This is a genomic window from Dapis hubbardiae BLCC-M172 (genome assembly GCF_050016015.1).
Classification (GTDB): Bacteria; Cyanobacteriota; Cyanobacteriia; order Cyanobacteriales; family Microcoleaceae; genus Trichodesmium.
In genome coordinates, this window is the sequence record NZ_JBNHEQ010000165.1 from 1 (window position 1) to 19,026 (window position 19,026).

A 19,026-nucleotide genomic window follows, 5' to 3' on the forward strand; every position below is an offset into this window, starting at 1 on the left:
CTATGTTTCCGGCTTTTCCACCTCTGTTAGTTTCTACTGATAGTTGGCTGTCTACGTCTAGGTTTAGTGTTTCTGTGGCTCTGACTGTTATGTTGCCTCCTTCTCCTGTGGTTTCGGTGAAGGCTAATATTTGAGTGTTGGGTTGGATGTTGATGTTTTCTCCTTCTAGGTTGATGTTGCCTGCGTTGCCTAGCCCCGTTGTGAAGGCGGTGATGTCTATGCCGTCGGAGAGGGTAATGTTGGGGCTGAGGATGTCAATTTGGCCTGCGTTGCCTGTGCTGCTGCTGCGGACTGTTATTTGTCCGTTGCCACTGATGTTGAGGGTTTCTGGGGCGAAGAGGATAATGTTGCCTCCTTTGCCACTGCTTTCGGTGAAGGCTGATATTTGGGCATTTTCGTCGAGGGTGAGTTGGGTGTCTGTTTTGATAAATATATTGCCTGCCTCTCCATTGCCAGAGGTACTGGCTAGTATTTGACCACCATTAATAATTTCCAGAGACCCGGTGGTAATAGTTACACTCCCGGCATCCCCTTCTGCTCCTTCTATCACATCGCTAAATGCTGACCCTCCATCAAACACCACAGCATCCTCTGCTGTAATATTGACAGTCCCTGCATTCCCCTGGGCAAAGGTAGCAGAAGATATTTGTGCACCATTTTTAACGAATAGAGAATTGGTGGTAATAATTACATTCCCCCCATTCCCTTCTGCTCCTTCTTCTACTTCGGCAGATACATCAGCACCATTTTTAACGAATAGAGACCCGGTGGTAATAGTGACAGTTCCCCCATCCCCTTTTGCTCCTTTTGCCACAGTGCTACTTGCTGTACTCGGATATTCTTTTAAGTATTCTCCCTCCAAGACCACAGTCTCAGTAGCATGAATCTCTACATTCCCTGCATTCCCATTACCAAAAGTATTGGCTAGTATTTGAGCACCATTTTTAACGAATAGAGACCCGGTGGTAATAGTTACACCCCCCGCATCCCCTTCTGCTCCTTCTTCCACACTGCTAGTTACTCCAGTCAAATATTCTGAGTCTGCTCTATCCAAGACAACAGTATCAGTAGCATTAATATTCACATTCCCTGCATTCCCTTTCCCAAGGGTACTGGCAGATATTACACCTTCATTTTTAACGAATAGAGACTCCGTGGCAATAGTTACATCTCCGGCATTCCCTTTCCCAAGGGTACTGGTAGATATTTCTGCACCATTTTTAACGAATAGAGAATTGGTGGTAAGAGTAACATCTCCCCTTTTCCTTTCTCCTCCTGACAGCACTTCGCTAAATACCCCAGCAAATTCTGAGTCTCCTCCATCAAAGACAACAGTATCAGTAGCATTAATATTCACATTCCCTGTATCCCCTTTCCCAAGGTTACTGGCAAATATCTCACCACCATTTTTAACGAATAGAGACCCGGTGGTAATAATTACATCCCCCCCATTCCCTTCTGCTCCTTCTTCTACTTCGGCAGATACATCAGCACCATTTTTAACGAATAGAGACCCGGTGGTAATAGTGACAGTTCCCCCATCCCCTTTTGCTCCTTTTGCCACAGTGCTACTTGCTGTACTCGGATATTCTTTTAAGTATTCTCCCTCCAAGACCACAGTCTCAGTAGCATGAATCTCTACATTCCCTGCATTCCCATTACCAAAAGTATTGGCTAGTATTTGAGCACCATTTTTAACGAATAGAGACCCGGTGGTAATAGTGACAGTTCCCCCATCCCCTTCTGCTCCTTCTTCCACACTGCTAGTTACTCCAGTGATAAATTCTGGGTCTGCTCCATCAAAGACAACAGTATCAGTAGCATTAATTTCCACAGTCCCTGCATCTCCTTTGGCAAAGGTACTGGCTAGTATTTGAGCACCATTTTTAACGAATAGAGACCCGGTGGTAATAGTTACACCCCCCGCATCCCCTTCTGCTCCTTCTTCCACACTGCTAGTTACTCCAGTGAGATATTCTGGGTCTCCTCCTTCTCCATCCAAGACTACAGTGTCAGTAGCATTAATCTCCACAGTCCCTGCATCTCCTTTGGCAAAGGTACTGGCTAGTATTTGAGCACCATTTTTAACGAATAGAGACCCGGTGGTAATAGTTACACCCCCCGCATCCCCTTCTGCTCCTTCTTCCACACTGCTAGTTACTCCAGTGAGATATTCTGGGTCTCCTCCTTCTCCATCCAAGACTACAGTGTCAGTAGCATTAATCTCCACAGTCCCTGCATCTCCTTTGGCAAAGGTACTGGCAGATATCTCAGCACCATCAATAACGGAAAGGTTTTTAGCATTAATATTAATATCACCTCCTGTTTCACCATCAGTAACAACATTAGCTTTAATGTCTTCACTAACAGTCACATCTCCTCTACTATCAAGAATAATATCGCCCCCACCAATAGTCTTAATACCATCCACATTCTCACTCACACCTCCAATATTCACATTTCCCACATCAAAAAATATTCCACCACTACCAGAAACTGCCTCTAAATTTTCCACATTTAACTGCAAAGGTGCATCAATTAAACCTATTCCTCCATCCCCAGAAGTTTGAAATAAAACACTTCCGGCATTAATCAAAGAATTCTCAGAAACTCCAGCAATATTTCCCCCATTAGCATTAACTAAAACCTGCCCAGTTGTTGTTAAGTTTGCCAGATTTATATCACCTACTTCTCCTGAATTTCCTAACTGAATATTAATCGTATCACTTCCAGCATTTAACGTCGTTCCATCCAATTGATTTATTGATGCTTTCCCGTCAGAAGGGTTGGCCAAATTCATCTCATTATTATTACCAAGTAAATCAATATTTCCATTCCCAACTGATGTATCAATATCCGCATTTAGATTAATACTTCGACCTGCTTTAAATTCCACAAATCCAGCATTTTCTATTAAATTATTAATTGTTATATCGTTATTAGCTAAAACAATAAAATTACTTTCTGACTCTTGCTCTTGAGTTGATAATACAATATTTCCCGAAACAAATACATTTCCTGGTGTATCGGCAATTATTGTATTATCTGTTAATACCAATTCACCATTACTATTAACTATAATAGATGTGGCATTATTTTCTGATCCACCTGTCAATAATTCTGGTAAAGATAGAGCGTCTAAATTAGAAATATCTTCTCTTCTGGAATCTACTTCTAAACTTAATAAATGCCCTGGCTGAGATATTCTCAAGACACTACCACCTTCTACTGCTGCGATAGTAATATTTCCATTTGTTGTCGAAAGTTGCCCAGTATTAATAATTGTTCCACCTAATAAAGTAAGGTTTTCTCCAGAGTGTAAATTTCCTTCATTAACTATTGCGCCTGGGTTAGAAACATTAAATCTATAGCCAGTGGGATCTCCGACTAAATTTGAGTAGTCGTTTGTCCCCATAGCTTTAAACCAGAAATTATTGTTGTCAAAACCTATACCTGTGGCAGTCGTAACGCTGAATGAGGCGGGTATATTCAGGCTGCCGTTAGGGCCAAACATTATGCCTGCGGGGTTCATTAAGAAGAGGTTGGAGTTACCACCGATGACTTGGATGAGGCCATTAATGTATGAGGCATTTCCTCCTGTTACCCGACCTAAAATGTTGCGAGTGTCCGGAGTAGTAAGGAAATTCGCGGTTTGGTTAGTGGGGACGTTGAATTGGTCAAAACTGTGAAAGAGATTAGCTCCACTCTGAGTCCCACCTTCGATATTGAATTGGGTACCTTGGGGAGTGACTGTTGTACCTGTACCGTCGTTGGCCGGAGTTATGGGTTGAGACTTAGCGGGGGATGTTGCTGCTATTGCCAGTAGGGACATTAATAGGGAGAAAGGATGGCCTAACCGAAGAGTTTTCATGGCTTATGGAAATACACTTAGTTTAGTGAAACTTTCTAACCATTATATTTCAGTGAATTTTGGAGTTATGCAATGTTGTACCCACCAAACCATCTCAAATGCCACAAAGGAAATTTTTTCGTAAGCAGACTCTACCATCACAAATTATGAAAAAAGTACAAGATAAATTTTCTAGATACATTACTCATTTGATGTTCAAAGAAACAAATGATTTGGGGTTGCACATTAGACATCTCCGGAAAATAAATAAACCTTTTAGTTATATTAGCTAAAGAAAGAAAAAGTCACCAGAAAAAATCCTTTTTACTGCCTTTTTCGTAAAAATATCTTACCTGTTCCCAGTTAAGTGTTCCCTGTTCCCTACCCCTGCAAAAAATCTAGATCTTTTTCACCAGAGGTCTATTAAAGAATGATAATAGATTTTCAACTGTACATATATTGAGGAAAAACTTATCCAAAAATATCAAATGTTCGGATTTCATTATTCCTAATTGTGAAACGCCTTTTTTTGAGCGACAATATTAAATTTTTCTGTAACTAAATTTACAGTATTTTAAACATATACAGAATAGGGTAGTCTTAAATTTTAATTAAACAGTTAGCTTTTATATTATTTCAGTAAAAATATCCTGATATAAAATCCGATTTATAATCCCCTTTATTTAGAAGCTTATAATCATCTAAAGTTAAGCTATATAGCCGTTATGGAAAAGATATATAATTTAGAGGATTTGCAGACCTAAGATTCTGAGTTTTTTTCCATTTTTAGAATAAAAATAGTATAGTTCGCTATGACAAACCGTCAAATCTTAAAAAAAACTATGTCAACTTAAATACATGAATTTTTAACTTTCATCAAAAAAAAAAGAATTGAGTATTTTTGTCGGAAAATTGTGAGTATTGATACGGTTAAAAATAGATATATTCTTTAAATTCAAGTAGAACGTTATGAGAAAAAGTTAATGAAAATATTTTTCTGAAGTAACTCGTAAAATTTAACTTTTTTTTCACGCATATCTATATCTACTTAAGGAGAAGACTATGTGGGAGTATCTACCACCTTTAAATGAACACAATTTACCCTATCCAGATACAATACATCCCATCGTTGTCCACTTCGTAATAGCGATGGTATTATTTGCCTTCCTATGTGACATTATTGGTTATTTTACTCGTAATTTCCGTTTATATGAAGTAAGCTGGTGGAATATGTTTTTTGCCACCATTTCTATTTTTATTGCCATAATATTTGGTCAATATGAAGCAGGTCTGGCACAACCTTATGAAGCAGTTCAACCAGTGCTAAATTTACATACATTAATTGGTTGGTCTCTTTCAGGAATCATTGCTGCTATCACTGGTTGGCGTTATGTGATTCGTTCTAACAATGCTGAAAAATTACCAATGCCATATCTAGGATTAGGATTTGTGTTAGTAGGGATAGTGTTTTTTCAAGTCTACCTGGGAGATAAACTGGTTTGGGTTTATGGATTACACACAGTACCAGTAGTGGAAGCAATAAAGGAGGGAATTTTACAATGAACCCGGAATTAATAGATAGTTTGAGTGCCCAACTTGGAGCAAATGGACTTCCCTACGCCATCCCCATTCATCCGAATTTAGTTCATCTGACCCTAGGTCTGTTTATTATGGGGATTGCTTTTGATATTGTTGGGATATTGTTTCCTCTACAAAAACCATTCCTGAAAGTTTTAGCAATATCTGCTACTCGTTCCAACTTTTTTGATGTAGGTTGGTACAATATGCTAGCTTCATCAATTATTACGTTTTTCACGGTAGCAGCAGGATTTTATGAAATTATGCTAGCAAAACCATCTCCTGAACTCAAAAGTGTCTGGGGTTTAGGAGCAATGGATACGATGCTGTGGCATGGAGTTGGTGGTGTTTTGCTATTAGCGATGATTGTGGGAATGACGATTTGGAGAGGATTTCAACGTTATATTTTTTCTAAGGATAAACTTCTAGAAGTGCAATGGAGTTATTTAGGAGTTGGTTTATTTATCATGTTTATTATGTATGTTCATGGTACTTTGGGCGCACAGTTAGCTGCGGAATTTGGAGTACATAATACTGCTGATGCTTTACTAGAAATTGGCAAAGATCCTAATGTTGTCCTAAAATAATTTTAGTAAGTTCCTAGCAAAATTATTACACATCCTATTAGACATCTCCGATAATCAAAAATAAAATCAATTATCGCCAAGAAATAATCAATTCTTTCTCCCTACTCTTTACGGACGTTGCATGCAACGTCCCTACCTACTGTAGAGGTGTATTGACTACCTATTCCCTATTCCCTATTCCCTATTCCCTGTTCCCTATTTCCATATTGATATGAAAATCCGCACTATTTTAACCTTGGGAGCGATCGCTCTGGTTTTAGCTGCTGTTAGTTTTTGGATCGGGCAACTCTCCTACTCGTGGTTGCCAGTTCAAGCTGCAGCAGAATCTATATTAATTGATGAGTTATTTAGTTTTCTGGTAACTCTTGGTAGTTTCATATTTTTAGGCGTAACTGGAACTATAATGTATTCGGTTATTTTCCAACGTGCTGCCAAATATGACTACAGCGACGGACCCCATATTGAAGGTAACGTTACCCTAGAAGTTGTTTGGACAGCAATACCAATTTTTCTCGTATTTTGGATTGCTGCTTACAGCTACAATGTCTATGAAAAAATGGCAATTCAGGGACCAATGGAATTAGTACATTTGCATACACCATTAGAAATGGAATCAGCTTATGCAACTCCATTAGAAACTGCAGGTGAACCTGTGGAAGAAATCCAAGTCTATGCCAAACAGTGGTCTTGGGTATTCCGCTATCCAGAAAACGGCGTGACTAGCACCGAACTGCACTTACCTGTAGATCGACGGGTGCGGGTAGCATTAAATTCAGAAGATGTGCTGCATGGATTTTATATTCCAGCATTTCGACTGAAGCAAGACATTATTCCTAAGCATCCAATAGATTTTGAATTTACTCCCATCCGGGTTGGCAAATATAGTCTGACTGATTCTCAATATAGCGGTACTTATTTTGCTACAATGGCAGCAGATGTAGTTGTTGAATCTCCGCAAGATTACAAAAATTGGCTGGCAACGGCAGCAAATACTAGATTATCTCCAGCAGAAAATCAGGCACATACTGAATATATTCAAAAATCAGAAGCACCAGTGCAACCAGGTTGGCCTTCAGTTATACCTGCTGCACCTCCTATTGTTAATTATCATAAGAGTTAGGGATCTTATTTCAGTTATCAGTTGTCAGTTATCAGTTAAATCTTTCTGTAGTAGACCGATACAGCTAAAATAGTGCATGAGGGAATCAGGTGACCTAGGGGCGGGTTTCATCATAGGGACGTTGCATGCAACGTCCGTACAACAAGTTTTCACATTGAGTCAGATAAACCCGCCCCCAATGATATAACCCACCGTCTGAGGGGCGGGTTTATGTAAATTTTAGGGTAAGAATGAAAATTCCCGCTGATTTTTCGGGAACCGTAACCCGCCCCTACTATTGCACCATTTAAAGTGTTTAAGTCCACTACAATTTAGCTAACCTACATATTTTTATTTGCAGATATCAAAGGAAAAAAATATTCTATGACACAAATAACAATTGAAGGCACCGGTGATGCCATAGAAAAACCAGAACACGAACAACCGCCCAACTGGCGACGATACTTTAGTTTCAGCACCGACCATAAAGTTATCGGTATTCAATACCTAGTCACTTCTTTTATCTTTTTCCTAGTCGGTGGAATATTTGCAATGGTGATTCGGGGCGAACTGATGACAGCAGAATCAGACCTTGTAGACCGCACCATTTACAACGGAATGTTCACCATGCACGGCACAGTCATGCTATTTTTGTGGACGTTTCCATCTTTAGTCGGTTTAGCAAACTATCTCGTACCGATAATGATCGGAGCTAGAGATATGGCATTCCCTCGTTTGAATGCTGCTGCTTTCTGGATGGTACCAGTAGTCGGTATCCTAATGATGGCTAGTTTCTTTGCTCCTGGTGGACCCGCTCAAGCAGGTTGGTGGTCATATCCTCCCGCGAGTATCCAAAATCCTACGGGTAGCGTAATTAACGGTCAGGTAATATGGATTCTTGCTGTTGCCATTTCCGGTGTTTCCTCCATTATGGGAGCCGTTAACTTTGTCACAACTATTGTGAGAATGCGATCGCCAGGTATGACTTATTTCCGAATGCCAGCTTTTGTTTGGACGGTATTTGCAGCTCAAATTATTCAATTATTTGGTTTGCCAGCATTAACAGCAGGCGCAGTGATGTTGTTATTTGACATTACTATAGGAACAGGATTTTTTAACCCTGCCAACGGAGGCAACCCAGTTTTATTTCAACACTTTTTCTGGTTTTATTCCCACCCTGCGGTTTACGTTATTATTCTACCTATTTTTGGTATTTTCTCAGAAATATTTCCAGTATACAGTCGGAAACCACTATTCGGATACAAAGTGGTAGTAATTTCATCTATGATTATTGCTGGAGTCAGCGGTCTGGTTTGGGTACACCATATGTATGCGAGTGGAACGCCTCCCTGGATGCGGATGGTTTTCATGTTGTCAACTATGTGCGTTTCTGTACCGACTGGAATTAAAGTATTTGCCTGGGTAGCGACTATTTGGGGTGGAAAAATTCGATTAAATACTCCCATGCTATTTGCTTTGGGTGGGTTGATAATGTTTGTGTTTGCAGGTATTACTGGCATCATGCTTTCTGCTGTTCCTGTAGATATTCACGTTAACAATACCTACTTTGTCGTCGGTCATTTTCATTATGTTCTCTATGGAACCGTAACAATGGGAATGTATGCTGCCATTTATCATTGGTTCCCTAAAATGACTGGGAAAATGTATTATGAAGGTTTAGGTCAATTACATTTTTGGTTGTCATTCATCGGTACAAACCTCAACTTTTTACCAATGCACCCATTAGGTTTACAAGGAATGTTGCGCCGAGTTTCTTCTTATGCACCCGAATATGAGTTTTGGAATTTGATAGCAAGTCTGGGAGCATTTTTGTTGGGAATGTCTACTTTGCCGTTCATTTTAAATATGGTTAGTTCTTGGATACAAGGTAAACAAGCACCTGCTAACCCTTGGCGAGCAATAGGTTTAGAATGGATGATTTCTTCCCCACCAGATGTAGAGAATTTTGAGGAACTTCCGGTAATTATTTCTGAACCTTATGGTTATGGTAAGTCAGAACCTTTGACTGCTAACGACCCCAATGGTCATATAGCAGCAGTTCCCAAAACTATGAATTAGGTCATCGTAGGGGTTTGGTCTCCAAACCCTCCATTATATTTGTCTGTTGGGTTTCATCCCTCAACCTAACCTATGCTAACTGGGAGGAGGTTGGGTTTTGCTGGCGTAAAGCTTTCCGTCAGGAAAAAGCGACAGCGCAACACAACAAAAAATCTGTCTGTAATATAGTAGTTGTCAGGATGGTTAGGATATTCTCGCTCCTCTCAAATTTAGTCAAAGTTGAGAATGTACGGGCGAATGGTCATGATGTAGGGGCGAATGGCCATTCGCCCTTCTGACTTGAGCTATATGTGTATGTTGCGTTCAGGAACGAAACCCAACCTAGACTAACTAGAAGCGATATAAATAAAAGGAGAATTTTAATATGGATAGTGCAGTTACTTCAGAACAAGTGCAGGAACCTTTGCATTCAGCAGAGGAACATACCCACGACGAAGAAGGCAATAGTATGTTTGGGTTTATCGTTTTCCTACTTTCGGAAAGCGTAATTTTCCTCAGTTTCTTTGCCGGATATATTGTTTACAAAACCACAACTCCTAACTGGTTGCCACCAGGTATTTCTGGTTTGGAAGTTAGAGACCCTGCTATTAATACAGTAATTCTGGTTTCCAGTAGTTTCGTTATTTACTTTGCCGAAAAAGCTTTAGAAAAGGATAACTTAACTTGGTTTCGGATATTTTTGCTGGCAACAATGGCAATGGGAACCTACTTTGTAATAGGTCAAGGAATTGAATGGAATAGTTTAGAGTTTGGTTTTACCACAGGAGTTTTCGGTGGAACTTTCTATTTGTTGACAGGTTTTCATGGTCTGCACGTTATGACAGGTATTTTATTACAAGGAATTATGTTAGGTCGCTCTTTCATTCCTGGCAACTACGACAACAGTCATTTTGGTATTAATGCTACTTCTTTATTTTGGCATTTCGTTGACGTAATTTGGATTATTTTGTTTATCCTTATCTATATTTGGCAGTGAAATAATTAAGGAGTCAGGAGTCAGGAGTCAGGAGTCAGAATAAATTTTTTGTGTAGCTGTCTACCTAAACAATTTCCCAAATTCTAAACTCTAATTCAGGGGTCAGAATAAATTTTTTGTGTAGCGCTCAAGCAGAGAAACCGGGTTTATTAAATACCTCACTATACTAACATCTACCTCTCATAAACCCGGTTTGTTATAACACTCCACCCACAAGCATATTTGATATTAAATATTACTTTTGACTTTTGACTTTTAACTTCTTCAATACATCTCAAAAAAAATTACTCAAGGAAGAAAAAAATGATTATTGATGACCAACATTATGATGTAATTATTGTCGGTACAGGAGCAGGTGGTGGTACTTTAGCTTATAAACTTGCAGCTACTGGCAAAAAAATCCTCATTCTAGAAAGAGGTGATTTTATGCCTCTGGAAATCCAAAATAGAGCTAACGCTGATATCTTTAAAAAAGAACTTTATCGCGCCCATGAAAATTGGTATGATAATGCAGGCGAACCATTTTCTCCACAGACAAATTATGCCATTGGTGGCAATACCAAAATCTATGGAGCTGCTCTAATTCGGATGCGGGAAAAAGACTTTGAAGCTGTGGAACATCAAGAAGGAATTTCTCCAGAATGGTGTCTCAAATATAAAGACTTTGAACCTTACTATACCGAAGCAGAACAACTTTATAAAGTTCACGGTCAAACAAGCAACGACCCCACCGAACCTCCCCACAGTTCAGAATATCCTTATCCCGCAGTTGAACACAACCCAGAAATTCAAAAAGTTGTCGAAGCGATCGCCGAACAAGGTCTACATCCAGAAACTTTACCATTAACTCTGACTCGCGAAGAGGAAGACCCCACTGGCGACTCGGAAGTATTCGGTATTGCACCACTGCTCGACTCTCCTAATATTACTATTAAAGCTAATGCTAAAGTAGTTTGTTTACTCACCAACTCCTCTGGTAATACTGTCAAAGCAGTAGAAGTAGAAATTGGCAAACAATCATTTCTATTTTTTGGGGATATCGTCGTACTTGCTTGTGGAGCAGTAAACTCGGCAGCATTACTATTACGTTCTGCTAACGAAAAACATCCCGATGGTTTAGCAAACAGTTCGGGACAAGTTGGGCGCAACCTGATGAAACATCAAATGACCGCCGTAGTGCAACCTAGTCCGAAACCTAACTCTGGTAACTTTCTCAGAAGCGTTGGTATAAATGACTTTTATTGGGGAGACGAGAATTATTCCTATCCAATGGGTCACATTGAGAACACAGGTGGGTTGCTCCAAGATATTACTTTTGCCGAATCTCCACCTATATTATCTGTGTTAGCAAAAGCAATGCCTGGGTTTGGTTTGAAACAGTTAGCATTGCGTTCCATTGGTTGGTGGATACATTCGGAGATATTACCAGACCCCAATAACCGCGTTGAAGTAAAAGGGGATAAGCTATTTTTCCATTACACTCCCAACAACTGGGAAGCACACGATCGCCTAGTACATCGTTGGATGGATGTATTGAAGTCGGTAGATAAAACTGTTGGAAATTCTGTATTGAAGCGTGGTAGCATTTATCCCCGTGGGGAAGTTCCCATCGAAGTTGTGGCAAACCAGTGTGGTACTTGTCGGTTTGGGGAAGACCCTAAAACCGATGTTTTAGATATTAACTGTCGTACCCACGATGTAGATAATTTATATGTTGTGGATAGTAGTTTTTTCCCATCAAGTTCTGCGGTAACTCCTGCTTTGACAATTATTGCTAATGCTTTGCGAGTGGGGGAACATTTAAAAGAGAGATTACAGTAATAGTGTAAGCATTCAGCTATTAGCAGTTAGCTATCAGCATGGTATAAGTCATTGCGACGGTCACGGAGTGGAAGGAAGCAATCTCCGGGCTACCCTGAGATTGCTTCCTATCGTCGCAATGACAACTGTTCAACCGAATGTTATATTTCAAACAAGAAACCGGGTTTATTGCCATAATTATTGTTGTGAAAATCATAAAATTTTGTCGATAAACCCGGTTTCTGCGTAAGATAATTAAGAAATTATATTTTCCCCACGTTGGCAAATTTCAACGTGGGTTTTTGATGTTTTTATCCATCATTATTCATCTGTTCAAATAACTGTTGAACTGACAAAATAGGCAGACTTGCACCAGAAAAATAATCAGCATTAGACATCTCCATAAAATAAATTTGCCCTTTATTTAGCATAAGCTAGAGTTGTAAAATTTCCTGATAAAATCATTTTCTGTACATTTTTACTGAAAATCTCTTTCTTGTTCCCTGTTCCCTGTTCCCTGTTCCCTACTTTTACAAAAAGTATATATATTTTTCGGAGATGTCTATTATGAGTAATACCAAATTGATAAATCTTCGCTACAAATATTTAGGTTACTATTTAGGAGTCAGGAGACAGGAGTCAGGAGTCAGAATGAATAAATTTGAGACTATTTTTTATGTTTTAATTATCTTTTTTGTCAAATCAACATTTACCGTAAAACCTTTTAATAGTTGTTATTATTCGTAACATTCTTTTTTCAAAATGGTATAATAATAGCATCAACATTCTTAGCATAAGCACAAGCTAATTGTACTGCATCTTCAAACTCTGTCAAATTAGAAGCAAAAGCAGTTTCTAAAATATTACCATTAACCTCGCAAATTTCCATAAATGCTAATGTCATAGAAACAACTTCTCTTGCTCTTTCAAGACTTTTAGTTTGTTTTCTGACAATGTAGAAAATGTTAGTTAAAGTTGTTGCTGTGACAAATCATTGTATTTGCTGAGATTGAATAGCTGTGAATAAAGTCCTTGCATCCTGAACAAATGCTTCCCGTTCTAGCAAAGCGTCTAAAACAATATTTGTATCTATTAAAACTCTCATTTTAAATATTTCTCCACTAAACGTTCTTCAAGCATCGCTTCAACTTCCTCATCATTTGGAGGTGGACTATCTGTTTTTCCTATACCTCGGAACTTGTCTAAGAAGTCAGGAGGTAACTCTGGACGAGGGCGGAGTTCCTCGTTCAAAGAATCTGTAATGGCCTGGAGTAATAACAAGTGATCGCTCACTGATAAATTCATATCATGTCCGCTGGTATCGTTTGTGTAAAAGTTGGGGAAATATTTACCTTATGTAAGGTTTTTTCTTCCTTCTTCCTTCTTCCTTCTTCCTTCTTCCTTCTTCCTTAACTTCCCTATACAATACCGATGCTACCGGACATAATATCAGAGCTTTTTTTCTTAATTGTTGGAGTTATGACATAATTTTTATTCCTTCAAATTGCTTTTATCTAAATATTATAGTAGAGTTCAATAGTGAATCGTTTGCCAGACGGCTGAATGCTTACCGAATAATTAAGGTTTAAAGCCTCTCACTCGCCGTGGAGAAACAAAAAAAAATTTCCTTTTATTCAATCCTCTCCCTAAAAGGAAGAGGTAATTATCAATTATCAATTATCAATTATTGAAGATATTAATATCTAGGAGTTTATTTATGAGGTTTATTTTCTCGTTAAATTCGCTTTTAATTTCTTTATTCAACAAATCACTAAAAGTAACAGTGGTTCTATTCTTAACAGTTGCCATAGTTTTAGTTTTTCCTCCCCTGGCAAAAAGCTACGGTTATCTAGAGAACAATTTTGCTCATCTTAGTTTACAACAAGCTGGCCCAGTTTATAACCTAGGTGGTGGTGGCTTTGATGTGGACGAAGCAATCCAGTGGATGATTAATCAAGTCCGAGGATGCAATTTTTGTCAGGAAAAAGTAGATGTAGTTGTAATTCGTCACTCTGGTAGCGATGCCTATAATGAACCAATTCTCGCTATGGATGGGGTAGACTCAGTGAAGACTCTGATCATTTCCGATCGGCAGGATGCTATGGAAGAGAATGTTATAGAAGATATTGAAAATGCTGAAGTGATTTTCTTTGCTGGTGGCGACCAGTGTCAATATTTGCGGAACTATCTAAATACGGGAGTCGATCGAGCTATTAATTCTGTCATTGCTAGAGGTGGAGCAGTTGGGGGTACCAGTGCTGGAGCAATGATTCAAAGTAATTTTGTCTTCAAGGCTTGTTCTGAGACAGTTACCAGTGAAACTGCTTTAGAAAATCCATACGAAGATATTACTTTTAGTCAAGATTTTTTCCACTGGGGGAATTTCGAGGATACTGTTATAGATACCCATTTATATCAGCGCGATCGCATGGGTCGGTTGATGACCTTTGTTGCTCGTTTACTACGGGATGGAATATCTTCTAATGTTCTAGGTATTGGTGTTGATGAAAATACTTCGTTAATTGTGGATCGAGATGGTTTAGCAGAAGTAGTAGGAGATGAGTTTGTTTATTTTGTTTTGGGAGACCATCTGCCAGAGGAATGTGAACCTCAAACTCCACTAACTTTTAGTAGGTTCAAAGTCTGGAAAAGGAGAAATGGTCAAACTTTTGATTTGAATAATAGAGCATTAAATGATGATTATTATGAAGTTAGTATAGAGAATGGGGAAATTAATTCAAATCCTTATTAAAGGATAAATCAAGCAGTAGGGACGTTGCATACAACATCCCTACTTTTCTGACATAATTTTTCTTCCCTAAAATCTAAGGAGAGGCGATCGCTTACTGATAAATTCAGAGCTTTTTTTCTTACTCGCACAACGGATATTAGAACCCTACTTTTTGACCAAAAAAATCCTCAAACCTTTAGAATGTAAACACTTTTAGATTGAATTAGCCCGCTCTAACTATTGTCCAATAGATGAATCAAACATCAATAAGCGTGAAAGTCAGTTCAGTAGTACAGTGACACACCTTAAATAGTGCAATAGTAGGGGCGGGTTCCCTCCTTAAATTAACGCGAGCTTTCACCTAAAGTTAGATAAACCCGCCCCCAATGATGTAACGCACTATTGTGTCAGTTCAGTAGGCTGCCTTTCCCTGCGGGACATGTTTGCGGAGCATTCCGTCAGGAAAAAGCGTTTGTGCAGCATTCCGCAGGAAAGCGTAACGCACCGCTCATAATCTGCTGATTGTTAGTATCAAAAAAGTAGTAGACCGAAAAACTAAAACGGTGCCCTGCGACGGATTGTTAAATCTCTTTCATAGTCTGAATTTAAGCCGTATAAAGCACCCTACAAAATTTACTCTTATTCTTGACTAGCTCCTGCCGACTCAGCAACTGCTGCGGCAAATTCTGGATTTTGTTGTAGGTCTTCTGGAACTTCTATTGCTTCATGTAAACCGATAGTATATGACCACTTGGTTTGATTATCCCATTTGATATTACTGAGGTCGGCACCACTGAGGTTTGCACCAATGAGGTTGACACCACTGAGGTTTGCACCAATGAGGTTGGCATAACTGAGGTTGGCATAACTGAGGTTGGCATAACTGAGGTCGGCATGTCTGAGGTCGGCATGTCTGAGGTCGGCATATCTGAGGTCAGCATAACTGAGGTGGGAATTTCTGAGGTCGGCACGATTGAGGTAGGCTAAAAAGAGCCGGGCAGCACTGAGGTTGGCAGCACTGAGGTTGGCACGAATGAGGCTGGCACGACTGAAGTTAACACCACTGAGGTCAGCATAACTGAGGTCGGCATATCCGAGGTTGGCATAACTGAGGTCGGCACCTCTGAAGCGGACTTCTGCGAGGATAGCACCTCTGAGGTTGACACTACTGAGGTAGGCATCTCCAAGGTTGGCTAAAAAGAGGTTAGCACCACTGAGGTCGGCATATCCGAGGTTGGCACCACTAAGGTCGGCATAACTGAGGTCGGCACCACTGAGGTCGGCATATCCGAGAATGGCATCACTAAGGTCGGCATATCCGAGAATGGCACCACTGAGGTCGGCACGTCCGAGGATGGCATAACTAAGGTCGGCACCACTGAGTTTGACACCACTGAGGTCAGCATAACTGAGTTTGACACCACTGAGGTCAGCATAACTGAGTTTGACACCACTGAGTTCAGCATAACTGAGGTCGGCACCACTGAGAAACTTACCTACCATTTCCACAAAAAGCCTACCCTTAAGACATTGACTATAACTAATAATCCCCAGTAGTAGTCGTCTTGTTCGATCAAAATCTTTACTGCTGGGTTTACCGCAAGGATAAAAATGTAACTGCTTCCACAAATCTTCCTGAGACTGCCCATAACGATGCAACTCAAACAACAAAATCATCACATTCAACCCTGTATAAATATCCACCCACCGCTGCCCCGACTTAATACCCCACTGCTGTAACTTTCTCGCCTTTTTCTGAGGTAAAGTTTCCTCCGTCGCCTCAATAAACTTCCCATTACACCAGTCTAAATAAAACTCTTGCAACCGCTCAAACAACAACACCAGATCGACTTGATTGTTCACCAACAACGCCATCAAATATTCCACAACTTCTACTGTCAAACTTCTATAACCAAACAGATCGTAAATTCGCCACTCTAAATCTTCATCAGACACAGAATAACTAACCTTACGTCGCTGCCCTGGTTTCTCTGTCAAATCTTCCAGACGATCTGCCAACAGATCGTAAACCTGCCATTCCAACTCCTCATCAGACACCACATAAGTCTTACGTCGCTTCCCAGTTTTCTCCGTCAAATCTTCCAGATTTTCTGCCATCCGTTTTGCACAGAGAAACTCACCAAAACTCTTATGAAAAAACTCCACCGAATTTTCTGCCCCTGCTGCTGACTTCAAATAAAAAGCAGCCAAAGCATTTTTTAACCCATCCTCTTGTTTATCTTGCCTCGCTTTTTCAATTAACGCTTGCAACTCCTTATATCCCTGTTTCACCAGTCGGTCTTCAATCATTTTTATAGCAGCATATTCGACACCAGACTGCACCACACAGAACCCCGCCTCTGCCAACAAAATTTCTAAATCTTCTGGCTCCAACTTCGTAATTTCAGGATTAAGACTTTTACCCTCTTCTGCTCGCTGCTTTTCCAGCACCCATTTCAACGCCTGCTCATAAATCAAAACTTTTGCCTTACCAACATCAGCAGTAGCAAACATTTCTCCTTGTAACTGCTCATCTCGGTGCATTGCAGCTAGCAAATACAACAAAAGTGGTTCCCGTGCCAACTCCTGAACCTGCTTCGGACATTGTTGACTGCGCAAAAATTCCCGAAATTTTTCTGCTTCTTCTTCCCCTACAACCGTCTGCCATTTCTCAAACCACTGTTGCTGAATATCATCACCCATGGGCAAAATACCCACCCGCTCCAAATTAGGAGGCATCAACCTTTCAATCCCATAAAGTGCTAAAGGTCTACCAGTAATCAACACCCGATGACCGCGTTCCTTATTTTCTGTCGCCCGTTTCTGAAACTGCGCCACCTGGTCTAAAAACACTTTCAACTCATTACTTGCACCCCGCTCCAACAATAACTCATCAAACCCATCCAGCAAAAACAGAAATTGGGTATTGCGGTCTGTCAACCAACCGCTATCAGTCTTCATAAAATCCCAACCCACAGTATCAGCTAGAGTCTCATCAATATTTGCAGCAAAATTTTTGACATCCCGCAACCGAATCAAAATAGGCGTATAAATAGGATGTAATTCCCGGCACACCCAGTCAGCAAACATTCGGCAAAATACACTTTTTCCTCTTCCCGGCCCTGCTTGAATAAATAACACCTTATTGTCTTTCTTTTTATCCACCAAAATTGTTTTTGCCCACTCCTCAATATTCTGGGATGTTGTTGTTTCTTGAACCTTCCCATCGGACTTAACAGATTTAACTTCTAGTGGTACATAAATATCCTGAAAAGAGAAATTTTCATCAAATACTTTTTCCTGTGGTTTAGTAGCGATGTTGTGTTTCAAATAATTATCAATACTGCCATAAACTTCTAAATCTTGCTGCCAACCATCTCCATAAATTCCCGCTAATTGTTTAGCATCATCTTTCACCTTTACCACCGCTTCTTTCATATAACGGTGGGTACTGCGAGAAATTCTTTCTGTGACAATTTTGGCAGTATTTTCATCCAAATTAGATTCTTTGAAACGTGCAAATAAAATCTCATCAAACTTTTTTCTCAAGGGTGAATCATAAAAACAAATCAAAGTATCTTTAGCATCTCGGTCATTAAAATCAATATCTTCATCCAACTTATTAATTTGTTCTTGTACTGCTTCCGATGCCTCAGTTTCTGTCAGCCTCTCCGATATTTCTGGATGTTCTATAAAAAATTGTCTAATACTTTCTAAATAAGCCACTTGAGCTACCAACTGTACCGCATCTTCTAACGTTGGTTCTTTACGAGTTTTTTCAACAATATAAGAAATAATTCCTGTTGCAATAGGCAAAAAAGGTAAACTCTCCTTCACAACTTTTCCTAGGGGAGAATTTAACACATCCAAAACAGAATCAATATTTTCAATAAAAGGTTTTAATTCCTTAGCATCCTTATTTTCTTGTATTGCTTTTGCTATTTCCAAAACCGCCTTAGCCGACTCAACTCCACCCTTAACAGTTTCCGATAAATTTAACTCTATTTCTGTGTTGAGAACTCGCCAAATATTCCGCCAAAGTTTACCAGCCATAATTAGTCTAAATATTAATATTAACGAGACTAATTATAGCATTCTCAAATTTATATCATGATCCACTTGGCAACGGAAGTGTTATAAGAAACCGGGTTTGTCGGAGGTCGATGGTAGGGACGTTGCATGCAACGTCCGTACAAGGGCATTTGATACAAACCCGGTTTCTATGCTTTTTTTAAAGTTCGTAGAATTGCTCTAGCCCTAACTATAGATAAGGCTGAGAGCTATACTACAAACAAAATTTTTTTTATCACTAATCATCAGGACATG

At 39.6% G+C, this 19,026-nt stretch carries 11 protein-coding genes and 1 pseudogene; 8 read left to right on the plus strand and 4 right to left on the minus strand.

Going from position 1 to position 19,026, the window contains the following annotated elements; genetic code table 11:
• Positions 1-3,871: two-partner secretion domain-containing protein (locus ACP6PK_RS14670; protein ID WP_426560304.1), on the minus strand; the 3,871-nt coding region annotated here is incomplete at its 3' end.
• A 1,041-nt stretch (positions 3,872-4,912) separates the two neighbouring features.
• Between ACP6PK_RS14670 and ACP6PK_RS14675 the strand changes: the two genes are divergently transcribed.
• From ACP6PK_RS14675 to ACP6PK_RS14705, 7 genes are all read left to right on the plus strand, one after another.
• Complete coding sequence (locus ACP6PK_RS14675) at positions 4,913-5,413, plus strand: DUF2231 domain-containing protein (RefSeq protein ID WP_426560306.1); 501 nt, start codon at positions 4,913-4,915, stop codon at positions 5,411-5,413.
• Entirely contained in the window at positions 5,410-6,015 is a 606-nt protein-coding gene (locus tag ACP6PK_RS14680) for a DUF2231 domain-containing protein (protein WP_094676897.1), read from the plus strand. Before ACP6PK_RS14675 ends, ACP6PK_RS14680 begins: the two co-directional genes overlap by 4 nt.
• 211 nt (positions 6,016-6,226) lie before the next feature.
• Positions 6,227-7,135 carry a cytochrome c oxidase subunit II gene (locus ACP6PK_RS14685; protein ID WP_426560309.1) on the plus strand — a complete coding sequence of 303 codons (909 nt, stop codon included), beginning with the start codon at positions 6,227-6,229 and terminating at the stop codon, positions 7,133-7,135.
• A 363-nt stretch (positions 7,136-7,498) separates the two neighbouring features.
• Entirely contained in the window at positions 7,499-9,193 is a 1,695-nt protein-coding gene (gene ctaD / locus ACP6PK_RS14690; protein ID WP_426560310.1) for a cytochrome c oxidase subunit I, read from the plus strand.
• Between the two features lie 364 nt (positions 9,194-9,557).
• Complete coding sequence (locus ACP6PK_RS14695; protein WP_094676484.1) at positions 9,558-10,169, plus strand: cytochrome c oxidase subunit 3; 612 nt, start codon at positions 9,558-9,560, stop codon at positions 10,167-10,169.
• 303 nt (positions 10,170-10,472) lie between these two features.
• Positions 10,473-11,990: a GMC oxidoreductase gene (locus ACP6PK_RS14700; protein ID WP_426560313.1), complete on the plus strand. Its 1,518-nt coding sequence runs from the start codon at positions 10,473-10,475 to the stop codon at positions 11,988-11,990.
• Positions 11,991-12,536: 546 nt separating this feature from the next.
• Positions 12,537-12,716 (plus strand): hypothetical protein, encoded by a 180-nt coding sequence (locus ACP6PK_RS14705; protein ID WP_426560315.1) that lies wholly within the window; start codon positions 12,537-12,539, stop codon positions 12,714-12,716.
• A gap of 10 nt (positions 12,717-12,726) precedes the next feature.
• On the opposite strand, the pseudogene ACP6PK_RS14710 reads toward ACP6PK_RS14705, so the two are convergent.
• Positions 12,727-13,074: pseudogene (locus ACP6PK_RS14710) on the minus strand (PIN domain-containing protein).
• Positions 13,071-13,274 carry a hypothetical protein gene (locus ACP6PK_RS14715; RefSeq protein WP_426560317.1) on the minus strand — a complete coding sequence of 68 codons (204 nt, stop codon included), beginning with the start codon at positions 13,272-13,274 and terminating at the stop codon, positions 13,071-13,073. The pseudogene ACP6PK_RS14710 and the gene ACP6PK_RS14715 overlap by 4 nt, the downstream one beginning before the upstream one ends.
• Positions 13,275-13,752: 478 nt before the next feature.
• Between ACP6PK_RS14715 and ACP6PK_RS14720 the strand changes: the two genes are divergently transcribed.
• A complete protein-coding gene (locus ACP6PK_RS14720) occupies positions 13,753-14,721 on the plus strand; it encodes a cyanophycinase (protein ID WP_426560319.1) in 969 nt (322 codons plus the stop codon).
• 618 nt (positions 14,722-15,339) lie between these two features.
• On the opposite strand, the gene ACP6PK_RS14725 is transcribed toward ACP6PK_RS14720, so the two are convergent.
• Positions 15,340-18,753: a pentapeptide repeat-containing protein gene (locus ACP6PK_RS14725; protein ID WP_426560321.1), complete on the minus strand. Its 3,414-nt coding sequence runs from the start codon at positions 18,751-18,753 to the stop codon at positions 15,340-15,342.
• Positions 18,754-19,026: the final 273 nt, after the last annotated feature.

Coding starts and splice junctions, on each gene's coding strand:
- ACP6PK_RS14675 (WP_426560306.1), top strand. CDS start 4,913: ATGTGGGAGTATCTACCACCTTTAAATGAACACAATTTACCCTATCCA.
- ACP6PK_RS14680 (WP_094676897.1), top strand. CDS start 5,410: ATGAACCCGGAATTAATAGATAGTTTGAGTGCCCAACTTGGAGCAAAT.
- ACP6PK_RS14685 (WP_426560309.1), top strand. CDS start 6,227: ATGAAAATCCGCACTATTTTAACCTTGGGAGCGATCGCTCTGGTTTTA.
- ctaD (WP_426560310.1), top strand. CDS start 7,499: ATGACACAAATAACAATTGAAGGCACCGGTGATGCCATAGAAAAACCA.
- ACP6PK_RS14695 (WP_094676484.1), top strand. CDS start 9,558: ATGGATAGTGCAGTTACTTCAGAACAAGTGCAGGAACCTTTGCATTCA.
- ACP6PK_RS14700 (WP_426560313.1), top strand. CDS start 10,473: ATGATTATTGATGACCAACATTATGATGTAATTATTGTCGGTACAGGA.
- ACP6PK_RS14705 (WP_426560315.1), top strand. CDS start 12,537: ATGAGTAATACCAAATTGATAAATCTTCGCTACAAATATTTAGGTTAC.
- ACP6PK_RS14715 (WP_426560317.1), bottom strand. CDS start 13,274: ATGAATTTATCAGTGAGCGATCACTTGTTATTACTCCAGGCCATTACA.
- ACP6PK_RS14725 (WP_426560321.1), bottom strand. CDS start 18,753: ATGGCTGGTAAACTTTGGCGGAATATTTGGCGAGTTCTCAACACAGAA.